Origin of the sequence: Mycobacterium sp. ENV421, from assembly GCF_002887815.1 — a bacterium.
GTDB lineage: Bacteria > Actinomycetota > Actinomycetes > Mycobacteriales > Mycobacteriaceae > Mycobacterium.
On record NZ_PDHO01000001.1, the window covers coordinates 91,863 to 117,472 of the forward strand.

The following is a 25,610-nucleotide window of genomic DNA, read 5'->3' on the forward strand; positions in this document are numbered from 1 at the left end:
GTGGCCTCCTTCGGGTGTGGATCGCTGAGGAGACGATATTCGTCAGCGTCGATGTGCATGCCTGAATCCGGTGTTAGGTTCGGTTGGGAGAGTCGACCAGGATCTGTGGGGGCACGCCGTGATCAAGCCGCACAACACCAACCCAGAATTCGAGCTCGGGGGAATCAACCACGTCGCGCTGGTGTGCTCGGACATGGAGCGCACTGTCGATTTCTACTCGAATGTGCTGGGTATGCCGCTGGTCAAGTCGCTGAATCTGCCTGACGGACTGGGGCAGCACTTCTTTTTCGACGCGGGCAACGGCGATTGCGTGGCGTTCTTCTGGTTCGCCGAGGCGCCGGACGGCACGATGGGCAGCACCACCCCGGCAGCGCTGCCCGGTCTGGGTTCGATCGTCAGCGCGGTGGGCTCGATGAATCACCTGGCGTTTCATGTGCCGGAGGAGAAGTTCGACGAGTACCGCCAGCGGCTCAAGGACAAGGGTGTGCGGGTCGGGCCCGTGCTCAACCACGACGACAGTCCCCAGGGAGCCACTCGTGAACTGCACCCCGGGGTATACGTACGGTCCTTCTACTTCAGCGATCCGGACGGCATCGTCCTGGAGTTCGCTTGCTGGACCCGGGAATTCACCGATCATGAAGCCGCAACTCCGCCGAAGACGGCGGCCGACCGCAAGCAGCCGATCGCTGCAGGCTAGTCGCGGAACAGCCGAGGATCGCCGAGCTCGTCGATGATCGCGGTGAGCTGATCGGCGAGTTCGGCGGGTGTCAGAGTGATCGCGCCGCCCAGCCACGCGCTGATGGTCTGGCCGACGCCGCCCACGACGAAGTGTGCGAACGCCTTGATCCGGTCGTTGGCGGGCCGGTGCAGCAGCGCTTCGACGTGCTGGCCCGACAGCATCGCGAACAGCGCGCCGGACTCCTGTCTTTTGCGGACCACCGTGGTGTTGGACAGCTGCGAGCTGAACATCAGCCGACCGACCCGCGGATCGAGTTCGATGGTCCGCACGATGTTGGCCATGGCCGCGCGGTTCTGCGCATCGACCGGGGCCGTTGCCACCGCGGCCTGTGTGGTGGCGGCCAGGTCGGCGACCACCCAGTCGAAGACCGCCGCGACGAACTCGTCCTTGTCGGCGAAGCTCTCGTAGAAATAGCGGGTGGCGACGCCGGCCTCTCGGCAGATGCCCCGAACCGTGAGCTCAGCGGGGTCGACATTGCTGCCCAGCAGTTCCAGCCCGGCCTCCAGTAGACGGGCCCGTCTCCGGGCCAGCCGATCGGCGGCATCCACGCCGCCGTAGGGCCGTGCCTGCGTCATTAGCCCATCTTGACATTGCTCAGGCCAGGGCGGCAATATTGGGAAACATTCGTTGTCAGATTCTCATTCGATAGGTGGCCCAGCGTGGCGATCCGCGAACCCGTCATCAGCCACGTCGACCGGGCGGTCAGTGCGCCGCCGATGCCGTCGGCTCGCCGCCGCACGTGGGGACCGGGTTTCGACGACGGGCTGATGGGTGTTGCGCTGCTCGCCGGCCCGGCGAACGTGATCATGGAGCTGGCACTGCCCGGTGTCGGCTACGGCGTGATGGAAAGCCGGGTCGAGAGCGGACGAGCCGACCGGCACCCGATCAAACGGGCCAGGACGACCTTCACGTATTTGGCGGTGGCCACCCGCGGCACCGACGAGCAGAAGAAGGCGTATCGACGTGCGGTCAACAAGTCGCACGCCCAGGTGTATTCGACGCCGGACAGCCCGGTGGAGTACAACGCCTTCGACAAGAACCTGCAGCTCTGGGTGGCCGCGTGCCTCTACAAGGGCGGAGTCGACGTGGCCCGGGTGTTCATCGGCGAGATGGACGACGAGACCGCCGACCGGCACTACCGGGACAGTGCGGCATTGGCCACCACGTTGCAGGTGCCCGCCGAGATGTGGCCGGCCGATCGCGCCGCGTTCGACGAGTACTGGCGGGCATCACTGGACAAGCTGCACATCGACGACACCATCCGCGAATATCTGTACCCGTTCGCCGTGTCGCGGATCCGGGGCGTGCGACTGCCCAAGCGCGTGCAGGAACCGCTCGAACAGTTCAACCTGCTGATCACCACGGGATTCCTGCCGCAGCGCTTCCGCGACGAGATGCGCCTCGACTGGAATCCGGACAAACAGCGCAAATTCGACCGGTTGATGGCGCGCATTCGGTTCGTCAACAACCTGACTCCACGGGTCATCCGGGAGTTCCCGTTCAATCTGCTTCTGCGCGATGTGGATTGGCGGATCCGCACCGGTCGACCGCTGGTCTGACCCGAGCGGAATCGGTTCGGGTATCGCTTCGGGGTCTGACCGGCAATACTGGCTTGCGTCGTCAGCGTCAGTAACGTCAGAGGAGATCAGGTGGCGGAAACCAAGATCACGGTCATCTACGACAACCCCATCGATCCGGATGCCTTCGAGGCCGCGTACGAGGCCGAACAACTCGACGCCGCCCGCAAGATTCCGGGCCACATCCGGTTCGAGACCTCGAAGGTGTGGCCCAAGGAGGACGGCTCACCGACTCCGGCCTACCGGATGATCGACCTGTACTACCCGGACTACGACGCGGCCAGCGCAGCGGTCGCCACCGCGGAGGCCGGCGCGTTCTTCGAGGCGATGGCGCGGCTGTCGACCGGAGGTGTTCGAGTCCTCTTCTCGGACATCCAGATTCCCTCGCACTGATACCTGTCGCCCACGCGCTGCCAGATTCCGCGAGTACCCTCGCGGCAGTGCGAAGTGACAACGACACCTGGGATATCACCACCAGCGTCGGTTCGACGGCTTTGTTCGTCGCCGCCGCCCGCGCACTCGAGGCGCAGAAACCCGACCCGCTGGCGGTCGACCCGTTCGCCGAGGTGTTCTGTCGCGCCGTTGGTGGGCCATGGGCTGCAGTCCTCGACGGCGAGGCGCCCGACCATCCGCTGAAGACCCCGGAGTTCGGGCAACACTTCGTCACCTTTCAGGCGGCGCGGACCCGGTACTTCGACGCGTACTTCGGCGCGGCGGCGCAGGCGGGCGTGCGTCAGGTCGTCCTGCTCGCCGCGGGCCTCGATTCTCGTGCCTATCGGCTGGACTGGCCGGCAGGCACGACCGTCTACGAACTCGACCAGCCGCAGGTGCTGGAGTTCAAGCGCGAGACCATGGCCGCGCACGGCGCCACCGCGAAAGCCGAGCGCAAGGAGATCGCCATCGATCTGCGGGACGACTGGGCGCAGGCACTGCGCGACAGCGGTTTCCGGCCCGACGAGCCGTCGGCATGGATCGCCGAAGGACTGCTCATCTATCTGCCCGCCAGTGCCCAGGAGCAGCTGTTCACCGGGATCGACGCGCTGGCCGCTTCGGGCAGCCACGCCGCGGTCGAGGAGGGGCGACCGATGGATCGCGATGCGTTCCGCGAGAAGGTCGACGAGGCGAAGGCAAGCGACGACGAACGGGGCCAGTGGTGGCAGCTGGTGTACAACGAGCAGCATGCACCGGCTGCGCAGTGGTTCGCCGAGCGTGGATGGACCGCACAGGACACGACGTTGATCGACTACCTGAAGACCGTCGGGCGCTCGGTCGAGTCGGCGGACGCCGAGGCGGCCAACATGCTGTCCAGCATCACGCTGGTGAGCGCGGTCAAACGCTAGGCGCTAGTCCCACATCACCGGCCGGAGGAACCGGTTGATGCGGCGTAGATACTCGGGCTGGCTGACGTGCAGGATGTGGTTACCCGGAAACCAGTGCAGCGCACAACGATCCCAGTGCTCCCAGAGCGCCTCGGCCTGCTCGGGTGGCGCCAACCGATCGCCGAGGCCGGTGATGATCAGTCGCCGATCCCGCGGCACCAACGGCTCGTAGTTCAGCGCGCAGTGATAGGCCGAGGCGGCCGCCGACTCGTCACGGCCGATGGTGCCGAACTTGCGACCCACCTCGATCAGTTTGTTGGCAGGCCACCACTCGTCGAACGTCGACTCCGGAGTGACCACCGGAACGTTGGGAATCACCGCCTCCAGCCGGTCATCGGCGGAGGCGACCAGGGCTGAGGTATAGCCGCCCAACGACATTCCGGTGAGCGCGATGCGGTCGACTCCAGTGTCGCGTAACCAGTTCAAGACCGACCGGAAGTCGTGGACCGCCTGGCCCATGGTTTCGGCGAATCCGGCCATGCCTTGGGAGAAGAAGCCGTATCCGCTGAAGGGCGAGCCTTTTTCGGCGCGACGGCCGTGAAACGGCAGCGTGTAGAGCAGCACGTCGTACCCGGTCTTGTAGAACCACGGCAGCGAGAAGAACAGTCCGTTGAACAGATAGGGCGAACCCATGAAGCCGTGGATGACGCACAACGTCGGCCGCGGCCCGTCGTCGTGGCGCCAATGCTGTGCCCACACAACGTTGTTGCGCTCCAGTCGCGTCCACTTCTTACGCATATCAGGATTGACGGGTACGAAGCTGCTCTGGAACCGCAGATTCTCCACGTTGCCGTGCGCGATGTACTGCGCAACAGGGTTCGCTGGGCGGGTCGTCACGCCGGGCACGTCGGTAGGTGCGGGAAAGGATGCTGCCGGGTCACGGCGCGCGGCGAGTTCGGCGTAGAACTCCAGATTGCTGCGCTCGCGGTGCAGGTCCGACCGGCGCACGATGCTCTTGGCGACGGTCGGCAGCATGGACGCCCCGACCAGTGACGCGATCGCGGTGCGCAGGCCGATATCGGCGACCGCCGAGGCGTCGACGGTGAGCCGCTGAAGTGCGGTCAGATCAGCGCGGTCGGGCAGTCCCTCGTATCCGGCGTCGGCACCCGGCACATCGGGCACCGGCACCGGAATGGGTAGGTCGACGTTCGACGTCATTGTCGCGGCCTTTCGAGGTCGGCATCTGTCATCGGATGCTAACTGGGCGGGCGACTCACAACAGGTGATACACCAACGCGCCGCCGACCTTCACCGGTCGGTAATGCTGTTGTACCCAACTGGCGATCTGCCCACCGACGCGGTCGCGGCTGCGCATCCGGCCGCTGTCGACGTAGTAGCTGATCTTCTGGGCGTGGACGTCGTCGATGAACTGCGCCAGCGTGGGCACCGGGTCGTCGCTCCAGCCGCCGATCGCCATGACCGCAGTACCGGAGGCGATTTCCAGCGAGGCCGCCGCCTGTGAGCCGGAGGTGGCCGCCGACCACTGGGTGCGGGTGGCGGCCAGCATCTCAGCCAGATGCGGGTCGACTCTGTCCGAACTGGCGCCCATCATCATCGTCTTGCCGAAACGGTTACCGACGGTCGGCCACACGTCGGCCGTGTGGGCGGCGTTGGGTATCGATCCGTTGTGCGGGGTGGCGGCGGTGGCCACCGAGAACATCGCGGTGCCGGTGAGACCCGCGACGAGCGAGACCGCCAGCGCGACGGGCGTGAGCCGCGGCCATCGGGTCAGTGCCGCGGCCAGTAGAACTATGGCCGCAACGGCCGCGGACTCGATGAGTGTGCGGGTCCAGGTCGGGCCCAATTGGGCTCGGTTCAGCAGAATGACTGCCCACCATGCGGCGGCTACCACCATCACGATCGCCGCTGATCTGCTCCACACCGCGGCCAGGCCGATCAGCGCTCCGGCCGCCGGCGCCAAGGCGATGGTGTAGTACGGATGCACCATGCCGGTCATGTAGCTGAACACGACTGTGCACACGGCCAGCCACCCGGTCCACATGGTGAAGCTGGCTGCCTCGATACGACTTAGCTTGCGGCGCAACGCAAGATACGCGCCTGCCACCACGGCGACGACGACGGCGGGCAGCAGCCAGGACGCCTCGTAACCCATCTCTGCGGAGAGAAGTCGAAGCACCCCGGCGTGGGTGCTCCACCCGCTGGGGTGCCCGTGGGACACCGCGTTGCCGCCTCCGACGATGCGGTCGACGCCGTTGTACCCCAGTGCGAGATTGAGCACCGTGTTGTCTGTCGAGCTGCCTATGTAAGGACGCGCCGCGGCCGGCCACAGCTGGACCACCGCGACCCACCAACCACACGAAATCACCAGCGCGGCAGTGGCGCTCAGCAGATGCAGCAGTCGTCGCCACCATTTCGTGGGTGCGAACAGTAGGTAGGCGAGACCGAAGGCGGGCAGCACCATCAGCCCGGCCAGCATCTTGGCGAGGAATGCCAGCCCCAGCGCGATGCCCACGAGCATCAGCCATCGCCAGGACGCGCCGGGTATGGCGCGAATCAGGAAGTAGGCGCCAGCGACCATCAACAGCACCATGAGTGCGTCAGGGTTGTTGTACCGAAACATCAACGTGGCAGCCGGGGTGACCGCCAAGACGGCGCCCGCGATCAGGCCCGCCACCGCACCGCGCGCGGGGTCGGTCACGACACGACGTACCGCGGCGTAGAGCAGCGCGACAGCGCCGACCCCCATCAACGCTTGCGGCACCAGGACCGCCCAGCTGTTCATCCCGAACAACCGCACCGACAACCCCGTCACCCATAACGCGGCAGGCGGTTTGTCGACGGTGATGAAGTTGTTGGGATCCAGTGAACCGAAGAACCACGCCCCCCAGTTCTTGGAGCCGGACTGGGCGGCGGCCGCATAGAAGGAGTTGCCGTAGCCGTTGATCGGCAGATTCCAGAGATACAGCGCCGCGGTGGCGACCAACAGCGCGGTCACAGCGAAGGCCGGCCACCGGGGCGCGGCGCGCACCGGGCCGTCAGCGATGGCCGCACCGAGTACTTCGGTGTGGTCGGCGGTGGCGGTCACCGCACCACCGTGCCTGAAAGTGCTGGCGAGTGCGTGTTGGCAGAGCTGGGAAGTCGCTGTGTGTTTCATGATTCGCGTACGTGTGGTGAAGTGGACGGAGTGTGGAACCCACAGACCTACCTGGCGTTCGCCGACCAGCGCGGCAGGCCGTTCTTCGACCTGCTGGCGCGGGTGGGCGCCGAGTCCCCGCGGCGGGTAGCCGACCTGGGGTGCGGCCCGGGCAATCTCACCGAACAGCTGGCTCAGCGCTGGCCGGACGCCGTGCTGGAGGCCGTGGACAGCTCCGCGGAGATGGTCGCCGCCGCGCAGGAACGCGGAATCGACGCCGAGTTGGCCGACATCGCCACGTGGACACCGCGCCCAGACACCGACGTCGTATTCAGTAACGCTGCGCTGCAATGGATTCCGGGGCATCCCGAGCTGATGGTGCGCTGGGCCGGCCAGCTCGATCCAGGTGCCTGGCTCGCAGTCCAGGTACCCGGCAACTTCGACACGCCGTCCCATGTGGCGGTGCGCCGACTGGCAGATCAGGAGCATTGGTCAAACATCCTGGGTGACTTCGCTTTCCGCACGGCCAAGGTCGTCGAGACACCGATTCGGTATGCCGAGATCCTCACCGAGGCGGGCTGCCGCGTCGACGTCTGGGAGACCACCTACATCCATGAGCTCGAGGGATAGAACGCCGTGCTCAACTGGATCACCGGCACCGCGCTCACCCCGGTGCGTGACCGACTCGACGACGACCAGTGGGAGCAGTTTCGGACTGAACTGATCCCGATGCTCGACGAGGCCTACCCCACCCGGCCCGACGGGCGCACGTACTTCCCGTTCCGCCGGATCTTCGTCGTCGCTCAGGTGGGCAGTCCGTCGCGGTGAAACCGGGCTATGAATCGCCGCGGGAACGAAACCGCCTGTCAGGCAACGTCGGGCCGGTCCAGGCCGATCAGCGATCCTGATCGCGCGGAGAATTACCGATTCCGAACATCGTCGTCGCGGGGCCGCCACTTCGACGATCGTGCCAGGCTTTCGTGGTACTGAAGAACAGATGGCATCGAAGAAAACCTGGCTGACCGCCTCGATCGTCGTCGCCGTGGCTGTCTACGCGACGATGTGGGTCGGATATGCGCTCAACTGGGGTTGGCTGGATTCGGTCGACACCGACTCGCTCCAGGCATTCCACGACATCGGTGCTTCGCGCCCGGGCTGGGTTTCCTTCTGGGTGGTGTTCTGCGTCGTGTTCGGACCGAACGGGTTCCGGGTGGTGGCGTTGATACTGCTGATCATCGCGTTGGTGCGCCGCCGGGTGCCGACCGCGTTGTTCCTGGTGATCAGCATCGGACTGATGGGACTTGTGACCGAGGGCGCGAAGTTCCTCGCGGGCCGGCCCCGCCCGGCTTCGGCGTTTGTCTACGGCCAGGGATCGTCGTTTCCGTCCGGCCACGCACTGGGGGTGATGGTCGGCGTGCTGGCCTTGCTCACGGTGCTGTGGCCGCACCTCGGTCCCCGCCCCAGGCGAGCTTTGGCCGTCATCGGTGGCCTGTTGATCGTGACGGTCGGGGTGGCGCGGGTGGTGCTCAATGTCCACCACCCGTCTGACGTGCTGGCGGGGTGGGCACTGGGCTATGTCTACTACCTGCTGTGCCTGCGGCTGGTACCGCCGATACCGCTCACACCAGCGGTCGAAACACCGGCAGCGCTCGGTACTTCGCGCTGAAGCTGGCTTTGTCATAGTTGTCGCCGACCTCGCCGTCGCGGGCCAGCGGCGTCGGGCCGTCGACGGCCTCGAAGGAAAACTCCGGCGCCTGAATCTCGTGGTAGAGCGGACTGCGTTCGAGGCGGCCGAGCGCGACCGCGGTGAGAATGCGCAGCCGGCTGAAACGCTTGCCGGTTTCCAGAATGCGGACGTCAATGAGCCCGTCATCCATGCGGGTCCGCCGGGCCGGGGCGAAACCCGACGGTAGATAGACGGAGTTACCGAGGAAGAACAACGAGGTCTGAATTGTCTTGTTGTCGAACCGGATTCGGACCGGCGTCCCGCGGCGCAGCGTGTGCAGCATCGCGTACATCCCCGCCAGTGGCTTGCCGACCTTGTGCTCGAGCTTCTCCCGGGTTCGGACGAACAACGGGTACGCACCGATGCTGGCGGTGTTGATCACCATCTGGTCCTCGTTGAGGCACACCAGGTCTACGCACGAGACGTTGCCTTGGCGGATGGCCGAGACGGTGCGCTCGACGGTGTCGCAGCCGACGTCCTTGGCGAAGTGGTTGAACGTTCCGGCGGGAAACACCGCCAGCGGCAGCCCCGTGGCGATCGCCACCGACGCCGCGGCCGACACGGTGCCGTCGCCGCCGCCCACTCCGAGCACCTCGGCGCGCTGGGCGGCCTCCTGCAGGACGGTCTCCGGGTTGTCATCCGGACCGAGTTCGACGATCTCGGCCTTCGGCAGCTTTTCGCGGACCTCGTCGATGACCCGAGTTCCGGTGCCGCTGCCCGAGGCCGGGTTGATGACCAGGACGACGCCCTCGCCCTCGGGACGCTCCGGGGTGTCGATCACCAGTGGCTCAGTCGAGGGCAGCTTGGCCGGCACGATCGGCGGGACCAACCGACCACCCAGGACGGCGATCGCGGCGCCGATGCCGAATCCCGCGAAGACGTCGCCGGGGTAGTGCGCGCCGGTCGCCACCCGGGACAGGCCCACCAAGCCTGCGAGCAGCGCCAGGCCCAGGCCTAGCGGCGGATTCTCCAGACCGACGCCGACGGCGAAGGCGGCGGCGCTGGCCGAGTGGCCGGAGGGAAGGGAGTTCGACGTCGGGACTCTGCGGGACCGTCGCACCAGCGGAACCAGGGTGCGGTTCGGGCGATCGCGTTTCCAGACCCGCTTGGCGCCCTGGTTGGTCGCCAGGCTGGTGACGGCCAGCGTGATCACCCCGCGACCGGCGCCCCGACGGGCCGACGGTGAGCCCGTCGCAGCCAGGACCGCGGCGATCGCGAACCACAGCTTCGAGTGGTCGGCGGCGCGGGTGAGCACCGGCATGGCCTTGTCGAGAAGCAGGCTCGGTGATTCGGCAACGGCCTCGAAGACCTCGCGGTCCAGCGTGCCGAGCCCGCCCGTGATCTGACGGATGCCTTGGCCTTCGAGCAAGCTTCGCGATGTCATCGCTCCACGGTATCGGGGTCAGGACTTCGGCTCGCCGGATCCCTCGTCTGCGGGCTTGGTGTCGGGCAGGATGATGCGCCTCGTCGCGACGGGCTTGCCGTCGACTTTCTTGATGACCTGAGGGTTGGCGGGCGGCGGGGTCGTGATGCGGCCCTGGACCGGGGCGCCGTTCTTCACGGTCGGCACGGACACCCGCTTGGTGTCGGCCTTGGCGTCGTTCTCCGATTTGCCCGCACCATGCATCGCCCCCGGCGGGATCATCGGCATGCCGCCCATGCCACCGGCGGGCGCCGATGTCGGCGCAGCCATTCGCGGTGCCGGCACTTGGGTGTTCGCCGCTGACGGCGAGGTGCCTGCGGCGGGCACCGGCGGCGGCCCGAGCATGGCGGTCGGAGAGGTACCGCCGATTCCGCCGCCACCACCGGATCCGCCTCCGCCAGAGCCCATTTCGCCGGGTGTCTCGCCGAACTCACCAAGCGGGTCGGTCAGGCTGGCTTTGTCGAGTTCTGCGGAGGCGCCACCGGCCTGCTGCATCATGCCCATGCCGGCCTGCATCATCTGTTGGGCGCCTTGGGCGACCTGCTGCGGGATCTGGGCCAGCGGCTGCAGTGCGCCGCCCATCGCACCGGCCATGGCGCCGGCGAGCTGGGAGGCCATCTGCGGGAGTTGTTGGGCCATCTGATCGGCCTGGCCTTGGCCGGCAACGCCTTTCATCTCGGCGCTGGCCTGCTCGTCCTGGGCGGGGAACTTCGCGGCGGCCTCCGCGGTCTTGGAGTCGCGCTTGGCGTGTTCCTCGATGCTTTCGGTGTTGTCCTTGGGGTCACCGAGATTGGCGGCCAGTCCGAGCACACGCAGCAGTTGTTCGATGGGGGTTGCACCGGCGACGAGCGGATCGGAGGTGATGGGCGGTGGGGGCATGTTCCCAGCGTTGGCCGACTGGTAGCCGCCATCGGTGACGTTGAGCTGTCCGCCACTCATCGGTGCACCTCTCCCTTCAGCGCCAGGTTCAGGACCTGAAACCACGCGAAGTGGTAGTTGGCAGCGGTCTTCTCGCCCTTGATCAGGGCGTCGATGGTCGCCAAGAGCTGCCAGTTGCCGACACTAGCGGTGTCGACATGATCGGGGTAGTCACCCAGGACCTTGGCTGCGACGTTGGCGAGATGCTCGCGGAGCAGCTCGACTTCGGAGTCCAGGTAACCGGTACCGGTCGATGCGGCTTTGGCCAAGGTGTGGGCCAGGCGGGGCAGGCCGTCACGCCACTTGGTGGCTTGCGCGAGCTCCCAGCCGAGGTCGTCGACTTCCGCGGTGTCGCGCGCGCGGACGGACATCTGCGTGGGTTGTGCATCTTCCGCGGGCGGAAGGTACTGGCCGGGAGCGTAGGCGGCGGTCAGGGTGGTCTCGCCGAGCAGCGCGTCGAGTGGCCTGTTGCGGCTTCCTGGCCTGAGAAGCTTTATGCCGGTCGGGATTTCGACGTGCGGCGGGATCCAGCCGCTGGCCAGGTCGGTGGCCAGGACGGTGGTGACGTCGTCGCGGTCGCCGATGGCCCAGCGCAACTTGGGTTCCTGGCGAGCGACGGCGTCGAGCAGTCTGTTGAGGCGCTGCTGGGCTTGGGTCACGACGGCGCTGGCGCCGGCCATGGCGCCGGTAGTGGTTGCGGCGACGGCATTTTCGGTGAGCCCGGCCGGTGCGGGGGCTGCCGTTGATGCGGCTGTCGGAGCTTGACGGACGACCGCCGGCTGATTGAGCTGGGCTCCGGCGGACGGATGGACCGGTGCCGATCCGGGGGAGGCGGCGGCCGGCATGGCCGGCTGGGCAGCGGGTGCGGTGGCCGCCGGCGGTCGCAGGTCGGCGCCGTAGGCGGGTAGCGGGCCTTGGGGCGCGGCGGGGGCGGCGGTCGACGGCATGATGGGCGCTTGGGCTGCTGGGGCGGCGACGTAGGTCTGGGTGGTGTCTGCCGGGGGAGCGACGGGTGCTTGGGTGGCATCGTAAGTCGGTGCGGTGTGCGCTGTTTCGAAGAGCTGCGCTCCTGCGGTCGGCGCTGTCGGCGCCATCGGCGGTGCGGCCATGCTCTCGGAATGAAGGGGCGCCTGCGGCTGCATGGCGTGGGCTGCGGTGTTCGAGAGGCCTTCAGCGCCCGACGACACGGGGCCGCCGGCTTGTGCGCCGTGGTTGAAGTTCTGGGCGAAGCCTTCGGGGGAGAGTGCGTTTGTGGGGGCATGGCTCAACGCAGGGGTTGCCGTCTGGCCCCCAGACATCGCTGGCGACGTTAAGCCTTGAGTCGGCGTTACAGGTGCGGGTGCCTGCACACCAGGCGTGGGAGCCATCTCCGCTCCCCCCGCCACTCCGGTGTAATGAGGAGCCGGATTGATCGCCGGGGTTCGGCTGCTGTCCGTGAAACCTAGTCCGCCACCCGGCCCAGAGGGGGCGGCATCGACTTGCTGACTTGCTGCAGATCCAGAACCAGAACTCGTCGCCCCACTCTGCAAGCCGGTAGAAGAGCCCGGCGCAGCAGCGTTCGTAGCTCCTGTAGGCGTCGCGGCGGCATTCGAGAGGGGTGGCTGACTCGTGAAGTGAGACGCTGCAGCGTCTGGCGAGCTGAGACCTGAACTGCCGGTGGTTCCTGCGCCGGTAAGCCCTGATTCGGTACCGGCGCCTGTAAGCGTGCCGGGGTGGACGTTCTGTGTGCCCGCTGCATCGGGGGAATTTAGTCGTTGACTAACTAGGTTCTGGACTTGTTCTCGGTTGGGAGAGGCGAATGCGCCCTCCAGGTCGACTCCGTTTGCGCGTGCAAACGCCCGCGCAGAGATCCCCCCGTCGGACTTGTCGAGCACACGCTGCGTGGCGCCGGATACATTGTCGCAGCTGCTAGCGGCGCTGCTGTTCGCTTGTGACTGCGCATCTATCACTACGTCAACGATTTTGCCCAGCTTGATCGCAACCGGATCCTTCGATTGCTGAATCGCTTGGATTGCTGAATTCCCGTGCTGAGCAATTTCACTTAGATGAGTGCGGAGATACTGAGTCGACCGATGTGCTGCGTCGTATGACTGCTGATCGACCGCGTTTCTTTCGGAGACCGCCCTGGCCTGAATCTCTCCCGTGCTGAAGGCATCGCGAGTGTCGTCTGCAGTGATCCCCTCTTGCTGGCCGAGCGGTCCATTTCGCACCGACTGCAGCAAGTCAGCATAGGCGTCGAATTCCTTGCTTATCAGTCCGCGGTTGGCTGCAGCCGATGTGAGAGCCGCAAGCGACGTGACACTGGGCCATTGATGACCGACAAGCAATTCAGACCATTCGCCTGGGGGTAAGTCGCTCATGTGCAGGTTTGCTTTATTTTTGCGGTCGCGTCGTCGGCGTTACGCAACAAGGGGTCCTGGTCGGCATTTGGCGTTTCCGCGAGGTATTCGAGAGTGAGCTTCTCCAGATTCGTCGCCAAATCGCGGATGCCTTGTGCTAGGTCCTTCGATGTGGCGGGATATTGACCCAGGACATCATTCAAGTACTGGCCACCCGCATGGGCAGAAAGACGTGCATTAGCGGCAACTGCCAAAATGGCGGTCGGATCTGAACCGCCGCTCTTATTGTTGGTGACGACTATCGATTGGTGAACCAGGTCGTAGGCATCGCAGACCGCTTTCTTCGCGTCAGCAACTTCCTGCTCGCTATACGTCTTCGCGGCGGGAGTTTCCGGCTTCGGCGCCGGCCGAAACCATGCACCGATAGCGACGGCAACGGCTATCACCGCGATGACGATGGCGATGATCGTCGGCAACCGCGACGGGCCTCCCGATGGGGGAGGTCCCTGCCACGGCGCTGGTCCTGCAGGCCCGGGTCCGTACGGCACTTGCGACATGTCGAAATGGTATCCCTTGCGTTTGCCGGTCCGCTATTCACCAAAAGGTGCAATACCCGCTCCGACCAGCGTGTACACGCAGTCCAACCGCTTCTACAGCCAATGCCAATTCGCCCACGCTGACCACTGATCGTTAGCTGGCCCAGACGGAACCGTCACCGAACCTTGACTTGACCCGCCAGGAACCCCACAGGGACCATGAACCGATGCGCCGAGCCGTCGTTTCGATCTGTGCTGCCTTCAGTGCGGCGCTGCTCGCGCTGTCCTCGGCACCGCCCAGCCACGCCGAAACCCCCTGGTTCCAGTCCAACGTCGGCAACGCCACCCAGGTCCTTTCCGTCGTCAGCACCGGCGGAGCCACCGCGAACATGGATGTCTGGCAGCGCGGCGCCAACGGTTGGCAGCCCGTCCTCGTCGGGGTCCCCACCCACGTCGGCGCCAACGGCATGGTCCCGCAGTCTCACGACGGCGAAATGAAGACGCCGATGGGCATCTTCACCCTCGACTTCGCCTTCGGCACCCAGCCCAACCCGGGCGGTGGTCTGCAATACGTTCAAGTCACGAAAGACCACTGGTGGGACGGCGACATGAAGAGCCCGACCTACAACACCATGCAGGTCTGCAAGAAAGCCGACTGCCCGTTCGACACCAACCCGGCCAGCGGCACCGAGAACCTCTACATCCCGCAATACGCCCACGCGATCGTGATGGGCGTCAACAAGGCTCGTATCCCCGGGAACGGTGGCGCCTTCTTCGTCCACACCACCGACGGCGGCCCCACCGCGGGATGCGTCTCCCTCGACGACGACACCCTCGTCAAGATCATGCGCTGGCTTCAGCCCGGCGCGCTGATCGCCGTCGCCAAATAGCGCGCATCGAGCGTGCCGGTTGTCGTTGAAACTAGCGACGATCGTCGCCGAGAAGCCCCACGCTCGACGAGCTCGAGTTAGGGGTTCGGGTTGATCGCGGCGCCCGGCGTCGCTTTGAAGTTCAGCGCCTCGGTGGACATCGTGAACTCGTAGGTCCGGTCGTAGCCGGTCTTGCTGATCTTCCAGCCGTCGGGCGTCTTGCGGTAGCGGTCCCGGTAGAACGCCGCGCCCTCCAGCACGAAGTTGAATTCCGGCACGATCACCCGGTCCTGCAGGTACCAGATGGCCTCGGCCTCGTCGCCGTCGACGCTGATCTCCGGATGGGTGACGCGGTGCTCGGTCAGCACGCCGGCGGGCATCGACTTGCGCATGAACTCCACCAGATCCTTGCGGTTGGTGAAGCTGTGCTCCTCACCGAGTGACGAGCCATAGTCACCGACGATGTCCTCGGTCAGAGTGTCGGCGAAATCGTCCCAATGCTTGGTGTCCAGCGCCCGCAGGTAGCGGTACTTGACCTGTTTGATCGCTTCGATTGCTTCCGCATCAGCCATGCCGGTCATTGCAGCACACCGAATGTGTCGACGGGGGCGGTTGTCCCGGTGACAATTGTGCCCATGGCTGACCCGGACAAGGCTGATGCCGCGGTCCCCCGCACCACCTTCATCGACGGCTTCCTGCGGTCGCCGTTCTCCGGCATCGCACCGTGGATCGTCATGGCCATCATGTCGGGGCCGGGCCGCTTCGGTCAGGCCGCGGCCGCCGCGCTGGCCCTCACCCTCATCGTCATGTGGGCGGGCAGCCGCCGCGGCATCAAGGTGCATTCCCTTGAAGTGTTCGGCGCCGTGGTCTTCGCCGCGTTCGTCGCTTTGGGCATCTTCGGCTCGGCGGCGCTCATCAACTGGCTCGAGTTGTGGGCCGGCGAGATCACCAACGGCCTACTGGCCGCCTACGCGCTGGCGACACTGGCGATCCGCCGCCCATTCACGATCGCCTACGCCCGCGACACCGTCGACCCCGAACACTGGGACAGCCCCCTGTTCATCCGGGTTAACTACACACTGAGCGCAGTGTGGGCCGGCGCGTTCGTCATCAACACGGCGGTCGGCACGTTCGGCGACGCGGTGCTGCACAACGGCGACAACTTCTGGACCGGCTGGATCGTCCAGCTTGCCATCACGCTGATCGCCGTCGCCATCACCGAGTTCTACCCCGACTACGCGCGGGCGAAATCCCTGGCTGCCAACGGCGAATCCACCGAACCCCCACCATCATTCGGGAAGCTCCTGGACTGGTTGCCCGGATTCGTGATCGGTATCGGCATCGCCGGCTGGGTCAGCGGCGCGCTTGCCGCCGGAGTGGGTATCGCGTTGATCGTGGTCGGGATCGTCGCGGGGGTGGTCATGCGAAAGATGTTCCCGGAACACGACGAGAAAGAGGAAACGACATGACAAAGCTTGCGGTCATCTACTACTCGGCAACTGGGCACGGCACCGCTATGGCCAAAATGGTTGCCGCAGCAGCCGAAGAAGCGGGAGCCCAGGTGCGCGTGCGGCACATCGCCGAGACCCGCGACCCCGAATCATTCGCGCAGAACCCGGCGTGGACCGCCAACTACGAGGCCACCAAAGACCTGCCCGCCGCGACAGGTGAGGACATCGTCTGGGCCGACGCGGTCATCTTCGGCACACCCACCCGATTCGGCTCTCCTGCAGCACAATTCCGAACCTTCATCGACTCGCTGGGCGGCTTGTGGGCCCAGGGCAAACTCGCCGACAAGGTGTATGCCGCGTTCACGTCCTCCCAGACCGCCCACGGCGGACAGGAAACCACGCTGCTTGCTCTCTACATCACGCTCATGCATTTCGGCGGCATCCTCGTCCCGCCCGGCTACACCGATCCGGTCAAGTTCGCCGACGGCAACCCGTACGGGGCCAGCCACATCACCGGCCCGAACAACCAAAATCCGATTGCCGACGAGACGGCCGCCGCACTCGAGCACTTGGCGCGACGTGTAGTCACCATCGCCGCGCGGCTCGGTCAGGCCGATCCCGGATGAGGCTTCGTATGGGTCGGCGGACTTCGCTGAGCCCCCACGCCAGCGCAGCGTGAGCACCGACCCAACCGCCAAAAATGCTCTGCAGCTGATGAATTCGGCAACTGACGACGGTAAGGGAGTCAGAATCCTCAGCGCCTACGAGATCGGCGTGCTCAAGGATCTGGGCTTTACGATCGCGCTCCCGGTGTCACAGGTCTGAGGGTGGTGAAAGCCTCAGCCAAGCTCGTTTTCGTAGCGCTGCGCGATGGCCACGAGCTCCTCGCGGACCGTTGACGGTGGCATCGCGCTGATGCGTGCGTACAGACGGCGACGCGTCATGGCCCGCTTCATGTCTTTGCGGAACTGCGCAATCGACGACATTTTCTCAACTCCTTGATGTCCCCCGGTTCAGCAGGGGATTTGTTTTTTTGCTGTAGACGTCCATCAATCAGGGATCGCCTGTCTGAAGGAACTCCTCGATGCTCCTTGTTAATTTCAGGTAAATCAACTTTGGCCCTGTGAGATTCGCGACATGCCCACACGAATGTCGATGTTTGTGGCCTACGTCATGTGACGGTGCACACGATGAACGACGACGGGTGACGGCGTTCGCTGTATTACGGGCTCAGTCCTGTAGATACCGGGTGACCATGTCCACCAACAGCTGACGCTCGCGCTGCCATTCCAGGTGTGAGTTCACGATCATCTCGACCAGCACCATGCCGCGCAGCGACGACCAGATCACTTCGGCCACGCCGGGATCGTCGGAGATCAGCCGGCCCAGTTGGTTGATCGCGGTATTGATCTCCAACAGGTGGCGTGTGGCGCTGTCGCCGTGGGTGCCGCGAGTGGCTCGCAGAATCTCGAATGCCGCCAACGACGTCGGACTGCTGTAGCAGCGGAACGCGGTGTCGACGACGACCTCGATGCGCTCCCGCAATTCCAGATCGGCGACATCGGCTTCGCCGAGGCTTTTGAGCAAGCCGGCCACGCCCTCGTCGACGACGGCCATCAGCAACCCGTTGCGGTCGCCGAAGTGGTACTGGATGACGCCCCAGGTGACCCCGGCCCGCTCGGCGACGTGCTTGGCGGTGGCCGCCTGGAAACCTTCTTCGACCACACAGCGCACGGTCTCGTCGATGATCAACGCCCGGGTGTCGTCGCCCCGCTTGCGCGGCGCCTGAGTCTGCCGCGTCGGGGGAGTGCCCAGCGCTTTCACATCGTTGACTTTATAACATTGAGCCGACTATGTTTCGCGGTATGAGCCAGCCCCTCAGCCGTTATGCCCAGTTGTCCCGGGCCGAACTCGCCACCCTGGTCCCCGAACTGCTGTTGATCGGCCAGATGATCGACCGCTCCGGTATGGCGTGGTGCATTCAGTCGTTCGGCCGGCCCGAGATGCTGCAGATCGCCATCGAGGAATGGGCGGGCGCCAGCCCGATCTACACCAAGCGCATGCAGAAGGCCCTCAAATATGAGGGCGTCGACATCTTCACAATCTTCAAAGGCCTGCAACTCGACATCGGCGCACCGCCGCAATTCATGGACTTCCGCTACACCGTCCACGACCGCTGGCACGGCGAATTCCACCTCGACCACTGCGGAGCCCTGCTCGACGTCGAACCGATGGGCCCCGACTACGTCAAGGGCATGTGCCACGACATCGAGGATCCGACGTTCGACGCGACCGCCGTCGCCACCAATGCCAAGGCGCAGGTGCGTCCGATTCACCGCCCACCGCGCACGCCCGCTGACCGTCAGCCGCACTGCGCATGGACCGTCATCATCGACGAGTCCTACCCCGAGGTGACCGGCATCCCCGCACTGGACGTCGTGGCCAAAACCAAGGCTGCCAATTGGGAGCTCGGCACGATCGATCCGAATGACGAAGGCCAAGCAGACTATTCGGGTGTGCTGGTGTCCGACGTCGACTTCGGGGCGTTCTCGCACTCCGCGCTGGTGCGCATCGCCGACGAGGTGGTGCTGCAGATGCATCTGCTGAATCTGTCGTTCGGTATCGCGGTACGCGCCCGTGCCGGTGACAACGAACAGCTGGCGACCGACATCTGCACCAAACAACTCGTCGGCATCGCCGGTGTGGCCGCCGAGCGGATCAAGCGAGCCCTCAAGCTGCCCAACGACTTTGATGGTCTGGCGAAGGTCATCGAACTGCACCCGCTGTTCAACCCGGCCGGTTACGTCGTCGCCGAGGTCGAAGGCGGCCGGTTGCATGTGCACCCCTCGCCGGCGCACGACGACGGCTCGTGGGTGCCGCTGTGTTCCCCGGCGTCCCCGGGACCGTTGCAGGCCATCGCCACAGCCGTCGATCCGTACATCGCGGTGCGCATCACCGGCACCGCTGACGACTGGACCGCCGAGTTCGAGAAGACCGAGACCGCAACCAAGGATTCCCCCGAGGTGGAGGTCACCAAGTTCAGTCAGGGCGTCACTTTCGAGTTCGAAGAACGCCTCTCCCTGCCGCTGACGGTGGTGTAGTCGATGGCCTACCGCGTCGTGCAATGGGGCACCGGGGCGGTGGGGGTCGAAGCCATCCGCGGCATCCTGGACCATCCCGATCTGGAATTGGTTGGCGTCAAGGTCTATTCGGAGGCCAAGGCGGGCGCTGACGCCGGCGTGCTGGCCGGGCGGGACCCGGTCGGCGTCACCACGGCGATCGACGCGACACTTCAGCGGCCGACGCGGTTGTGTACGCGCCTCGGCACCCCTCGGTTGACGACGCGGTTGCGATCCTGGCGTCCGGGGCCAACCTGATCACCACCGCGTTCGCGTTCCACCCCGCGCGGATGGAACCGGCCGATCGCGACCGGCTCCGGCAGGCCTGCGTAGACGGCGGCAGCTCGCTGCACGGCACCGGCCTGAACCCCGGCAACCTCGGAGTGGTTGTGCCGTTGGCGCTGACCGGTATGTCGCGGAGCGTCGAGCACGTCATGGTGCAGGAACGCGCCGACTGGTCGGTGTACGACAGCACCGAGATCACGTTCGACCAGATGAAGTTCGGCAGTCCGATCGACGAGGTGGACGCCCACACCGACGGGTTGAGCTTCACCAGTCAGCTTTTCCAGGAACAAGTTTGGCTGCTGGGTGATGCGCTGAATCTGGATGTCGACGAGGTCACCACCGAACTGGAGGTGATTGGCGCCAGCGCCGACCGCGACGTGTGCGGGCGGACCCTGCGTGCCGGCACAGTCGCCGGTCAGCACTGGCGGTGGACCGGCCTGCGCCAAGGGGTTCCGGCCGTCGAGGTGGAAACGCTCTGGACCGTAGGTGAACCGCAGCCGAAGCACTGGCCGTCGCCCCGGCACGGGTGGACCGTCACCATCGAAGGAACCCCGTCGATGCAGGCGCACCTGATGACGCTGGCCAGTTTTCGTCGCGACGTTCCACTAGACGAACATGTGCGGTCAGCCAGTGTGGCCACCGCGATGCAGGCGGTGAACGCTGTCGGTGCTGTGTGCGACGCCGCCGCTGGTTTCGTCACGATGGCGGATCTGCCGCTGAGTCTGTACCGAGGCGGTCGCTGAACCGGTTTCGCCGTGCGCGAAGGTCAACTTGTCGACGGGGCTGCCAACTGCGCGCACACTGGCAGTTATGGATAACAACGGACCGTTCGGGTTCGATCCCGACGACATCGATCGCGTGGTGCGCCAGGCCAGTGAGGGCCTTCGCGACGCCTTCGGGCAGTTCCTCACCAGCTCAGGGCAGGGAGCCGGGTTCGGCGTGCTGTTCGACGAGTTCAACCGCCGGACTCGGCCACGCTCAGAACCAGAGACCGCGGGGGAGGCCGGCGACGGGGTGTGGACGGTCTACACCACCGACGCCGACGGTAAAGCCCACGTCGAACAGGTGTACCGAAGCGAGCTCGACGCACTGCGCGCGAACAAACACAACACCGATCCCACCCGGAACGTCCGGTTCCTGCCCTATGGCATCGACGTCAGCGTCCTCGACGCGTCGGAGAACGCCGCCCCGACCGAGGACCAGCCCGAGTAGCTACATCGTCAGGACCATGCGGTAGCGCGCACGGCCCTCGTCCATGGCTGCGTACGCTTCGGCGGCCTCGGCCAGCGGTCGCTCCTCGATGCGGGCCCGCACCCCGGATTGCAGCGCGAAGTGCAGCGTGTCTTCGACGTCGGCGGAGGTGCCCGACGGATGCCCGACCACGCTGAAGTTGCCGAAGATCAGATCGCCCGGAGCGATGGGCAGCGGATCGAACGTGGCCCCGACGATCACCAGCTCGCCTTGCGGCGCCAGTCCGGGGACCGTGGCCGCCATGGCCGCCGAGTTGGCCGCGGTGGCCAGCACCACCTGTACACCGCCGAGTTTCTGCAGCGCCTCGCCGACGTCACTGGCCGTGGAGTCGACGTAGTGGTGGGCGCCGAGCTCCTTGGCGTCGTCGGCCTTGCCCGCCCCGCGCGCGATCGCGATGGTCTCGAACCCCATGGCGCGGGCCCACTGCACACCGAGGTGCCCGAGCCCGCCGATGCCCAGGACGGCGACCCGGTCGCCGGCCACGGCGCGCGTGGTGCGCAGGGCGTTGTAGGTCGTCACCCCGGCACATCCCATCGGGGCGGCTTCGGCGAACGACAGTCCGTCGGGAATGCGCGCCAGCGCGGTGCGGGCCACGATGACGGATTCGGCATAGCCGCCCGGATAGTTCCAGCTCGGAATTTCTAGGTTCACGCACTGCATGAACTGGCCTTTGCGACAGGGCAGGCAGGTGTTGCAGTTGCCGCCGAACCAGCCCACCGCCACCCGGTCACCGACCGCGAAACCGTCGACGCCAGAGCCCAATTCGGCGATGGTGCCGGCGATCTCGTGGCCCGGGGTGATCGGCCAGGTGAGATTCGGGAACGACCCGGTGACGAACGCATGGTCGGTGCCGCAGACCCCGCAGGCGTTGACGGCGATGCGCACATGGTCTGGCGGAGGTGACGTGGTTTCGACCTCCGTCAGCTCCAGCGGAGCATTGGCTGATTTCACGTGTACGGCGCGGTGCGTCGCCATGGCACTCCCTCGAGTCGTGGCATTGCTGAGTTCACTGAACTTTACTCAGCATAGCGGTGGTAATCCTGATTCTGCCTCGCCGGGTCCTGTTTGAGAACGGTTGCGGACCGACAGACGAGCTAGTCGAGGATGCGCCGCGCGACGTTGGTGCTCACCAGGTCGAGCAACTCATCTGCCCGGCCGGCCAGGATCGTACGGATCGCGTAGAGGGTGAAACCCTTGGCTTGCTCCGCGGAAATCGCTGGGGGAATGGACAATTCCTGCCGGGACACCACCACATCGACCAAGGCCGGCCCGTCGTGCGCCAGCGCATCGGCGATGGCCTGTTCCAGATCGGCGGGCTGCTCGACTCGGCGGCCGAACATACCGATCGCCTGGGCGACGGCACCGAAATCGGGGTTCTTCAGCTCGGTGCCGAAGTTCACCACCCCGGCGGCCTTCATCTCCAGCTCGACGAAATTCAGCGAGGAGTTGTTGAAGACGATCACCTTCACCGGCAGGTTGTTCTGCACCAAGGTGAGTAGCTCGCCGAACCCCATGGCCAGCCCGCCGTCACCGGCAAGGGCGACCACCTGACGTCCCGGGTACGCGGTCTGCGCGCCGATCGCATGCGGCAGCGCGCACGCCATGGTGCCGTGGGTGAACGATCCGGTGAGCCGTCGCCTGCCATTCATGGTCAGGTACCGCGCCGCCCAGATGGTGGGTGAGCCGACGTCGAAGGTGAACACGGTGTCGTTGTGGGATAGCTGATTGACCACGCCCGCAACGTATTCCGGACGGATCGGGGTGCGTTCGCGGTCGTTGACGGCCAGCGAGTCCAGCGACTTGCGGGTGCGCTGATAGTGGTTCAGCGACCGGTGCAGGTGCGTCCGGTCGGCCTTGCGGGTCAGCAGCGGCAGCAGCGCGTCGATGGTGTCCTTAACCGAACCGACCAAACCGAGATCCACCGGCGTACGCCGGCCGAGGTGGCTGCCGCGGATGTCGACCTGGATGACCTGAGCGTTGTCCGGATAGAACTGCGAGTACGGGAAGTCGGTGCCCAGCATCAGCAGCACGTCGGCTTCCTTGATGGCCTTGTAGCCAGATGCGAAACCGAGCAGGCCGGTCATCCCGACGTCGAACGGGTTGTCGTACTCGATGTGCTCTTTGCCGCGGAAGGCATGCACGATAGGCGAATTCAGGGTTTCGGCAAGCCGGAGCAGCTCGCTGTGCGCACCCGCGGTACCGGCGCCACCGAGGATCGTCACGCGCGACCCCGCGTTGAGGATGTCCGCCGCGCGCCGCAGCGACTCGTCGTCGGGGCGCAACACCGATCGGGTCGGCAGCACCGGTTTGGTGTTCCAGTCACGGTCGGGGAGCTTGGCCAGGAACACCTCACCCGGGATCACCAGGACTGCAACACCGTTTTCCTCGATCGCGGTGCGCATCGCGATCTCGACCAGGCGTGGGGCCATCTCCGGAGTGCTGACCAGCTCGCAGTAGACGCTGCACTCCCGGAACAATTCTTGGGGATGCGTTTCCTGGAAGTAGCCGGTGCCGACCTCGCTGAGCGGAATGTGCGCAGCGATCGCCAGCACCGGCACCCGAGTGCGCTGGGCGTCATAGAGGCCGTTGATGAGGTGGGTGTTGCCGGGACCGCAGCTACCGGCACATACCGCCAGTTGACCGGTCAGCGCTGCATCGGCAGTCGCGGCGAACGCGGCCGTCTCCTCGTGGCGTACGTGCTCCCACGCCATGTCCTCGGAACGTCGGATCGCATCGGTGAATCCGTTGAGACTGTCACCCGGCAGTCCGTAGACACGGTTGATACCACTGGATTTCAGGGCCGCGATGAGGTGCTGGGCGACGGTCGGCACAGCAGAAGTCTAGACCTCAGCGGCGACGGTGACCGGGCTGGCGGCAGGTCCGAAAGGCTCTTCCTCGGTGCGGCGGCGGTCGATCGCGAAGCAGGCCAGGCTGGCCAGGAACGCGACCACGGTAATCGCCGCCGCCAGCGCTGACGGACCCGGGCCACCCGGACCCAGCGTGCTCAGGAACAGCGCGAACGCCACGATTGCCGACAGATTGAGCATCAGGCCCAGCGTGCGGAGAACCTCTCCGGTGCCGCCATCCTGATCGTTCATGATCGCTCCCAGGTGTCGAGTTGTGCTGGCTTAATATCCCCGCCTGGCGGCCGGTCGAAACCACCACGGAGCAACTCGGTCACGCATGTGGGAATCCGCCATGAGCGCAGCGATCGACACCGACACGTGTCAGTTCCGTATGGGTCGGGTGCTCGTGCGGGGGCCTACTGGACGGGTTAGACGGTCACCAGTCCGGACTGGCCGGGCACGTGCAGGTGGCCGTTGGGGTCGACCTCGTCCCACACCGCGGCGTAGATCTGCACCTTGACCGCCTGCGCCGCTGCTTCGACGTTGAGCACGTCGGCCAACTCGTCGTAGCCGTAGTACAGGATCGACAGAGCGGTGGTGGCCAGGAGCACGTTGTTGATGGCGACCTGTGCGGCAGCCCGGTTGCCGAGCGCGGCCTGGTAGAGCGCCGGCAACACATTGCCGATCGGCAACGCGGCGCTCAAGCCCGGCACCATCTGCGAGACGCGCCAGCTGGCCTCGTAGAGCTCACGCACCACGGGCCGAGCCTCGACGGGAAACGCTGCCACCAAACTCTTTTCGGCGTTGTACACCGCGGTCGGCATCCCGTACGGCTTCGGGTCGTCGGCGGGGAACGGGTTGATGACATCCGGCAGCTGAATGTCCGGCAAGGTGACGTCGCTGGCCGACGGGGTCACCGCGGCGGCGAGCGTCGCCGTCGCTTCCGGAGTGACCTGGTCGGGCGGCGGGGTGGTCGTCGCCAGCGGCAACCCGGCCTCACCACGGTTGTGCAGCAAGGCAAACGGGTCGAAGAGGTTCCACAACGAGGAGATGAACCAGGTCTGCAGCTGCAGGGCAGGCGCTTCCAGGTTGAGCACGTCGGCGACTTCGTTGTAGCCGTAGTACAGCACCGCGATCGGGTTGATCGTGACGATCAGGTTGTTGATGACGCGCTGGGCGGCCGCCTTGTCGCCTTCAAATGCTGAGGGCAGGTCGGTCACGATATTCGTCAAGGGGACGACCACGTTGACCCACGGGATCATCTGGGTGAGGCGGTAACCCAGTTCGAATCCTTCACGGGCGACTGCTTTTACGGGGTTGGGGAACACGGCCATGAAGGACTGCTCAAGCGTCCAGATGGGACCGGGCATGTCCTGCGGCGCCGGCTCGGGCGGCATCCACCGGAACGGGTTCCAGAAAGCCGTCGCAGGTGTGGCGGCGGCGGTCGGCGTTGCGGCAGCGGTCGGCGTCACGGCAGCATCCGCCGTGGAGGTTTCGGTGGTCACCGAGGCGGCGGCCGGTCGAGGCGCGGCATGTCCGGTGCCCTTGAACAGACCCTCGAGCTTCGTGACCTGAGCGGCCTCGAAATCGGCTGCGGTGGTGGTGACCGATTTCAGTGCCGACGCGGCGGGCTTGGAATCGGAAGATGCTGCGCTGCTGACCTTGTCGGCGGGCTTCGACACCGCCTTGGTGCGCTTCGTGGTGCCGGTCGCGGACTTCTTCGGCCCGGCGTTGGGCTTGGCCGAGTTCGACGCGCTCGATGATGAATCCGATTTGCCGGTATCAGCGCTTGCTACGCCTTGGCTTGCTGCGGCAACAGCCGCGCCCACCCCGACCGCAACCGCGAGTCCGCCAACGTACCCGACGTATTTGTTTGACCCCATTTGCTGACCCTTCGTTAGCTCTAGGGCATCGTAGAGGAGCGGGCAGGTCAGGGCCACCCCAAACGGTGAACGGCACGGTTCCGCATGCTTGCCCTATGGCGACGCCAGGGTTGCCCGGCCGGGTGTCGCCAAGCCGCCGTAAGCGGGCCGCCGGAACAGAATCCGAGGTCATCGT

The 25,610-nt window shown here is 65.7% G+C and carries 26 protein-coding genes and 1 pseudogene; 13 read left to right on the top strand and 14 right to left on the bottom strand.

The window, feature by feature from the left end; genetic code table 11:
* Positions 1 to 118: 118 nt before the first annotated feature.
* The gene (locus CRM90_RS00350; protein WP_036342863.1) at positions 119 to 697 is read left to right on the top strand and encodes a VOC family protein; all 579 of its coding nucleotides are present in this window, start codon (positions 119 to 121) and stop codon (positions 695 to 697) included.
* Here CRM90_RS00350 and CRM90_RS00355 read toward each other — a convergent pair.
* On the bottom strand, positions 694 to 1,314 hold the full coding sequence (locus CRM90_RS00355; RefSeq protein WP_083117347.1) for a TetR/AcrR family transcriptional regulator: 621 nt from the start codon (positions 1,312 to 1,314) through the stop codon (positions 694 to 696). The two genes, CRM90_RS00350 and CRM90_RS00355, sit on opposite strands and share 4 nt — an antisense overlap.
* 84 nt (positions 1,315 to 1,398) lie before the next feature.
* Here CRM90_RS00355 and CRM90_RS00360 point away from each other — a divergent pair, with 84 nt between their 5' ends.
* From CRM90_RS00360 to CRM90_RS00370, 3 genes are all read left to right on the top strand, one after another.
* Positions 1,399 to 2,298, top strand: a complete 900-nt coding sequence (locus CRM90_RS00360) for an oxygenase MpaB family protein (RefSeq protein ID WP_199189721.1) — start codon at positions 1,399 to 1,401, stop codon at positions 2,296 to 2,298.
* A gap of 90 nt (positions 2,299 to 2,388) precedes the next feature.
* Positions 2,389 to 2,709, top strand: coding sequence for an EthD family reductase (locus tag CRM90_RS00365; RefSeq protein ID WP_102805047.1), 321 nt, complete (start codon positions 2,389 to 2,391; stop codon positions 2,707 to 2,709).
* A 47-nt stretch (positions 2,710 to 2,756) separates the two neighbouring features.
* Complete coding sequence (locus tag CRM90_RS00370) at positions 2,757 to 3,656, top strand: class I SAM-dependent methyltransferase (RefSeq protein WP_102805048.1); 900 nt, start codon at positions 2,757 to 2,759, stop codon at positions 3,654 to 3,656.
* Positions 3,657 to 3,659: 3 nt separating this feature from the next.
* Here the strand turns inward: CRM90_RS00370 and CRM90_RS00375 are convergent, their stop codons facing one another.
* Both CRM90_RS00375 and CRM90_RS00380 read right to left on the bottom strand, forming a co-directional pair.
* Positions 3,660 to 4,853 (bottom strand): alpha/beta hydrolase family protein, encoded by a 1,194-nt coding sequence (locus CRM90_RS00375; RefSeq protein WP_102805049.1) that lies wholly within the window; start codon positions 4,851 to 4,853, stop codon positions 3,660 to 3,662.
* A gap of 55 nt (positions 4,854 to 4,908) precedes the next feature.
* On the bottom strand, positions 4,909 to 6,741 hold the full coding sequence (locus tag CRM90_RS00380; protein WP_233209095.1) for an ArnT family glycosyltransferase: 1,833 nt from the start codon (positions 6,739 to 6,741) through the stop codon (positions 4,909 to 4,911).
* Positions 6,742 to 6,840: 99 nt separating this feature from the next.
* On the opposite strand from CRM90_RS00380, the pseudogene CRM90_RS00385 reads away from it, so the two are divergent.
* Both CRM90_RS00385 and CRM90_RS00390 read left to right on the top strand, forming a co-directional pair.
* Positions 6,841 to 7,617: pseudogene (locus CRM90_RS00385) on the top strand (trans-aconitate 2-methyltransferase).
* Positions 7,618 to 7,786: 169 nt separating this feature from the next.
* Positions 7,787 to 8,455 carry a phosphatase PAP2 family protein gene (locus CRM90_RS00390; protein ID WP_102805050.1) on the top strand — a complete coding sequence of 223 codons (669 nt, stop codon included), beginning with the start codon at positions 7,787 to 7,789 and terminating at the stop codon, positions 8,453 to 8,455.
* Here CRM90_RS00390 and CRM90_RS00395 read toward each other — a convergent pair.
* The 4 genes from CRM90_RS00395 to CRM90_RS00410 all read right to left on the bottom strand — a co-directional run bounded on the left by CRM90_RS00395 (position 8,409) and on the right by CRM90_RS00410 (position 13,671).
* Positions 8,409 to 9,899, bottom strand: a complete 1,491-nt coding sequence (locus CRM90_RS00395; protein WP_102805051.1) for a bifunctional phosphatase PAP2/diacylglycerol kinase family protein — start codon at positions 9,897 to 9,899, stop codon at positions 8,409 to 8,411. The genes CRM90_RS00390 and CRM90_RS00395 overlap by 47 nt on opposite strands.
* Positions 9,900 to 9,917: 18 nt before the next feature.
* Complete coding sequence (locus CRM90_RS00400; RefSeq protein ID WP_102805052.1) at positions 9,918 to 10,877, bottom strand: hypothetical protein; 960 nt, start codon at positions 10,875 to 10,877, stop codon at positions 9,918 to 9,920.
* On the bottom strand, positions 10,874 to 12,154 hold the full coding sequence (locus CRM90_RS00405) for a DUF5631 domain-containing protein (RefSeq protein ID WP_142391298.1): 1,281 nt from the start codon (positions 12,152 to 12,154) through the stop codon (positions 10,874 to 10,876). Before CRM90_RS00405 ends, CRM90_RS00400 begins: the two co-directional genes overlap by 4 nt.
* Before the next feature lie 1,058 nt (positions 12,155 to 13,212).
* Positions 13,213 to 13,671 carry a hypothetical protein gene (locus CRM90_RS00410; protein ID WP_102805054.1) on the bottom strand — a complete coding sequence of 153 codons (459 nt, stop codon included), beginning with the start codon at positions 13,669 to 13,671 and terminating at the stop codon, positions 13,213 to 13,215.
* Positions 13,672 to 13,958: 287 nt separating this feature from the next.
* Here CRM90_RS00410 and CRM90_RS00415 point away from each other — a divergent pair, with 287 nt between their 5' ends.
* Positions 13,959 to 14,621, top strand: coding sequence for a L,D-transpeptidase family protein (locus CRM90_RS00415; protein WP_102805055.1), 663 nt, complete (start codon positions 13,959 to 13,961; stop codon positions 14,619 to 14,621).
* Positions 14,622 to 14,698: 77 nt separating this feature from the next.
* Here CRM90_RS00415 and CRM90_RS00420 read toward each other — a convergent pair whose 3' ends face one another.
* Entirely contained in the window at positions 14,699 to 15,181 is a 483-nt protein-coding gene (locus tag CRM90_RS00420; RefSeq protein WP_102805056.1) for a nuclear transport factor 2 family protein, read from the bottom strand.
* Positions 15,182 to 15,235: 54 nt separating this feature from the next.
* Here CRM90_RS00420 and CRM90_RS00425 point away from each other — a divergent pair, with 54 nt between their 5' ends.
* Positions 15,236 to 16,069, top strand: coding sequence for a hypothetical protein (locus CRM90_RS00425; RefSeq protein WP_102805057.1), 834 nt, complete (start codon positions 15,236 to 15,238; stop codon positions 16,067 to 16,069).
* Entirely contained in the window at positions 16,066 to 16,677 is a 612-nt protein-coding gene (wrbA, locus tag CRM90_RS00430; protein ID WP_102805058.1) for an NAD(P)H:quinone oxidoreductase, read from the top strand. Before CRM90_RS00425 ends, wrbA begins: the two co-directional genes overlap by 4 nt.
* A 213-nt stretch (positions 16,678 to 16,890) precedes the next feature.
* On the opposite strand, the gene CRM90_RS30640 is transcribed toward wrbA, so the two are convergent.
* Together CRM90_RS30640 and CRM90_RS00435 are read right to left on the bottom strand one after the other, a co-directional pair.
* A complete protein-coding gene (locus CRM90_RS30640; protein WP_192827518.1) occupies positions 16,891 to 17,037 on the bottom strand; it encodes a hypothetical protein in 147 nt (48 codons plus the stop codon).
* A 244-nt stretch (positions 17,038 to 17,281) separates the two neighbouring features.
* Positions 17,282 to 17,875 (bottom strand): TetR/AcrR family transcriptional regulator, encoded by a 594-nt coding sequence (locus CRM90_RS00435; protein WP_102805059.1) that lies wholly within the window; start codon positions 17,873 to 17,875, stop codon positions 17,282 to 17,284.
* A gap of 41 nt (positions 17,876 to 17,916) precedes the next feature.
* Between CRM90_RS00435 and CRM90_RS00440 the strand changes: the two genes are divergently transcribed.
* From CRM90_RS00440 to CRM90_RS00450, 4 genes are all read left to right on the top strand, one after another.
* Positions 17,917 to 19,152 carry a hypothetical protein gene (locus tag CRM90_RS00440; RefSeq protein ID WP_102805060.1) on the top strand — a complete coding sequence of 412 codons (1,236 nt, stop codon included), beginning with the start codon at positions 17,917 to 17,919 and terminating at the stop codon, positions 19,150 to 19,152.
* 3 nt (positions 19,153 to 19,155) lie between these two features.
* Positions 19,156 to 19,428: a hypothetical protein gene (locus CRM90_RS31405; RefSeq protein WP_353616965.1), complete on the top strand. Its 273-nt coding sequence runs from the start codon at positions 19,156 to 19,158 to the stop codon at positions 19,426 to 19,428.
* Positions 19,362 to 20,198, top strand: coding sequence for a dihydrodipicolinate reductase (locus CRM90_RS00445; protein ID WP_353616966.1), 837 nt, complete (start codon positions 19,362 to 19,364; stop codon positions 20,196 to 20,198). The genes CRM90_RS31405 and CRM90_RS00445 overlap by 67 nt, the downstream gene beginning before the upstream one ends.
* Positions 20,199 to 20,265: 67 nt before the next feature.
* A complete protein-coding gene (locus CRM90_RS00450; protein WP_102805061.1) occupies positions 20,266 to 20,667 on the top strand; it encodes an Rv0313 family protein in 402 nt (133 codons plus the stop codon).
* Here the strand turns inward: CRM90_RS00450 and CRM90_RS00455 are convergent, their stop codons facing one another.
* The 4 genes from CRM90_RS00455 to CRM90_RS00470 all read right to left on the bottom strand — a co-directional run bounded on the left by CRM90_RS00455 (position 20,668) and on the right by CRM90_RS00470 (position 25,435).
* Complete coding sequence (locus tag CRM90_RS00455; protein ID WP_102805062.1) at positions 20,668 to 21,681, bottom strand: alcohol dehydrogenase catalytic domain-containing protein; 1,014 nt, start codon at positions 21,679 to 21,681, stop codon at positions 20,668 to 20,670. It abuts the gene before it with no gap.
* A gap of 119 nt (positions 21,682 to 21,800) precedes the next feature.
* Positions 21,801 to 23,537, bottom strand: a complete 1,737-nt coding sequence (gene poxB / locus CRM90_RS00460) for a ubiquinone-dependent pyruvate dehydrogenase (RefSeq protein WP_102805063.1) — start codon at positions 23,535 to 23,537, stop codon at positions 21,801 to 21,803.
* Between the two features lie 9 nt (positions 23,538 to 23,546).
* Positions 23,547 to 23,804, bottom strand: coding sequence for a hypothetical protein (locus CRM90_RS00465; RefSeq protein WP_102805064.1), 258 nt, complete (start codon positions 23,802 to 23,804; stop codon positions 23,547 to 23,549).
* A gap of 176 nt (positions 23,805 to 23,980) precedes the next feature.
* Positions 23,981 to 25,435 carry a hypothetical protein gene (locus tag CRM90_RS00470; protein WP_142391299.1) on the bottom strand — a complete coding sequence of 485 codons (1,455 nt, stop codon included), beginning with the start codon at positions 25,433 to 25,435 and terminating at the stop codon, positions 23,981 to 23,983.
* Positions 25,436 to 25,610 lie beyond the last annotated feature (175 nt).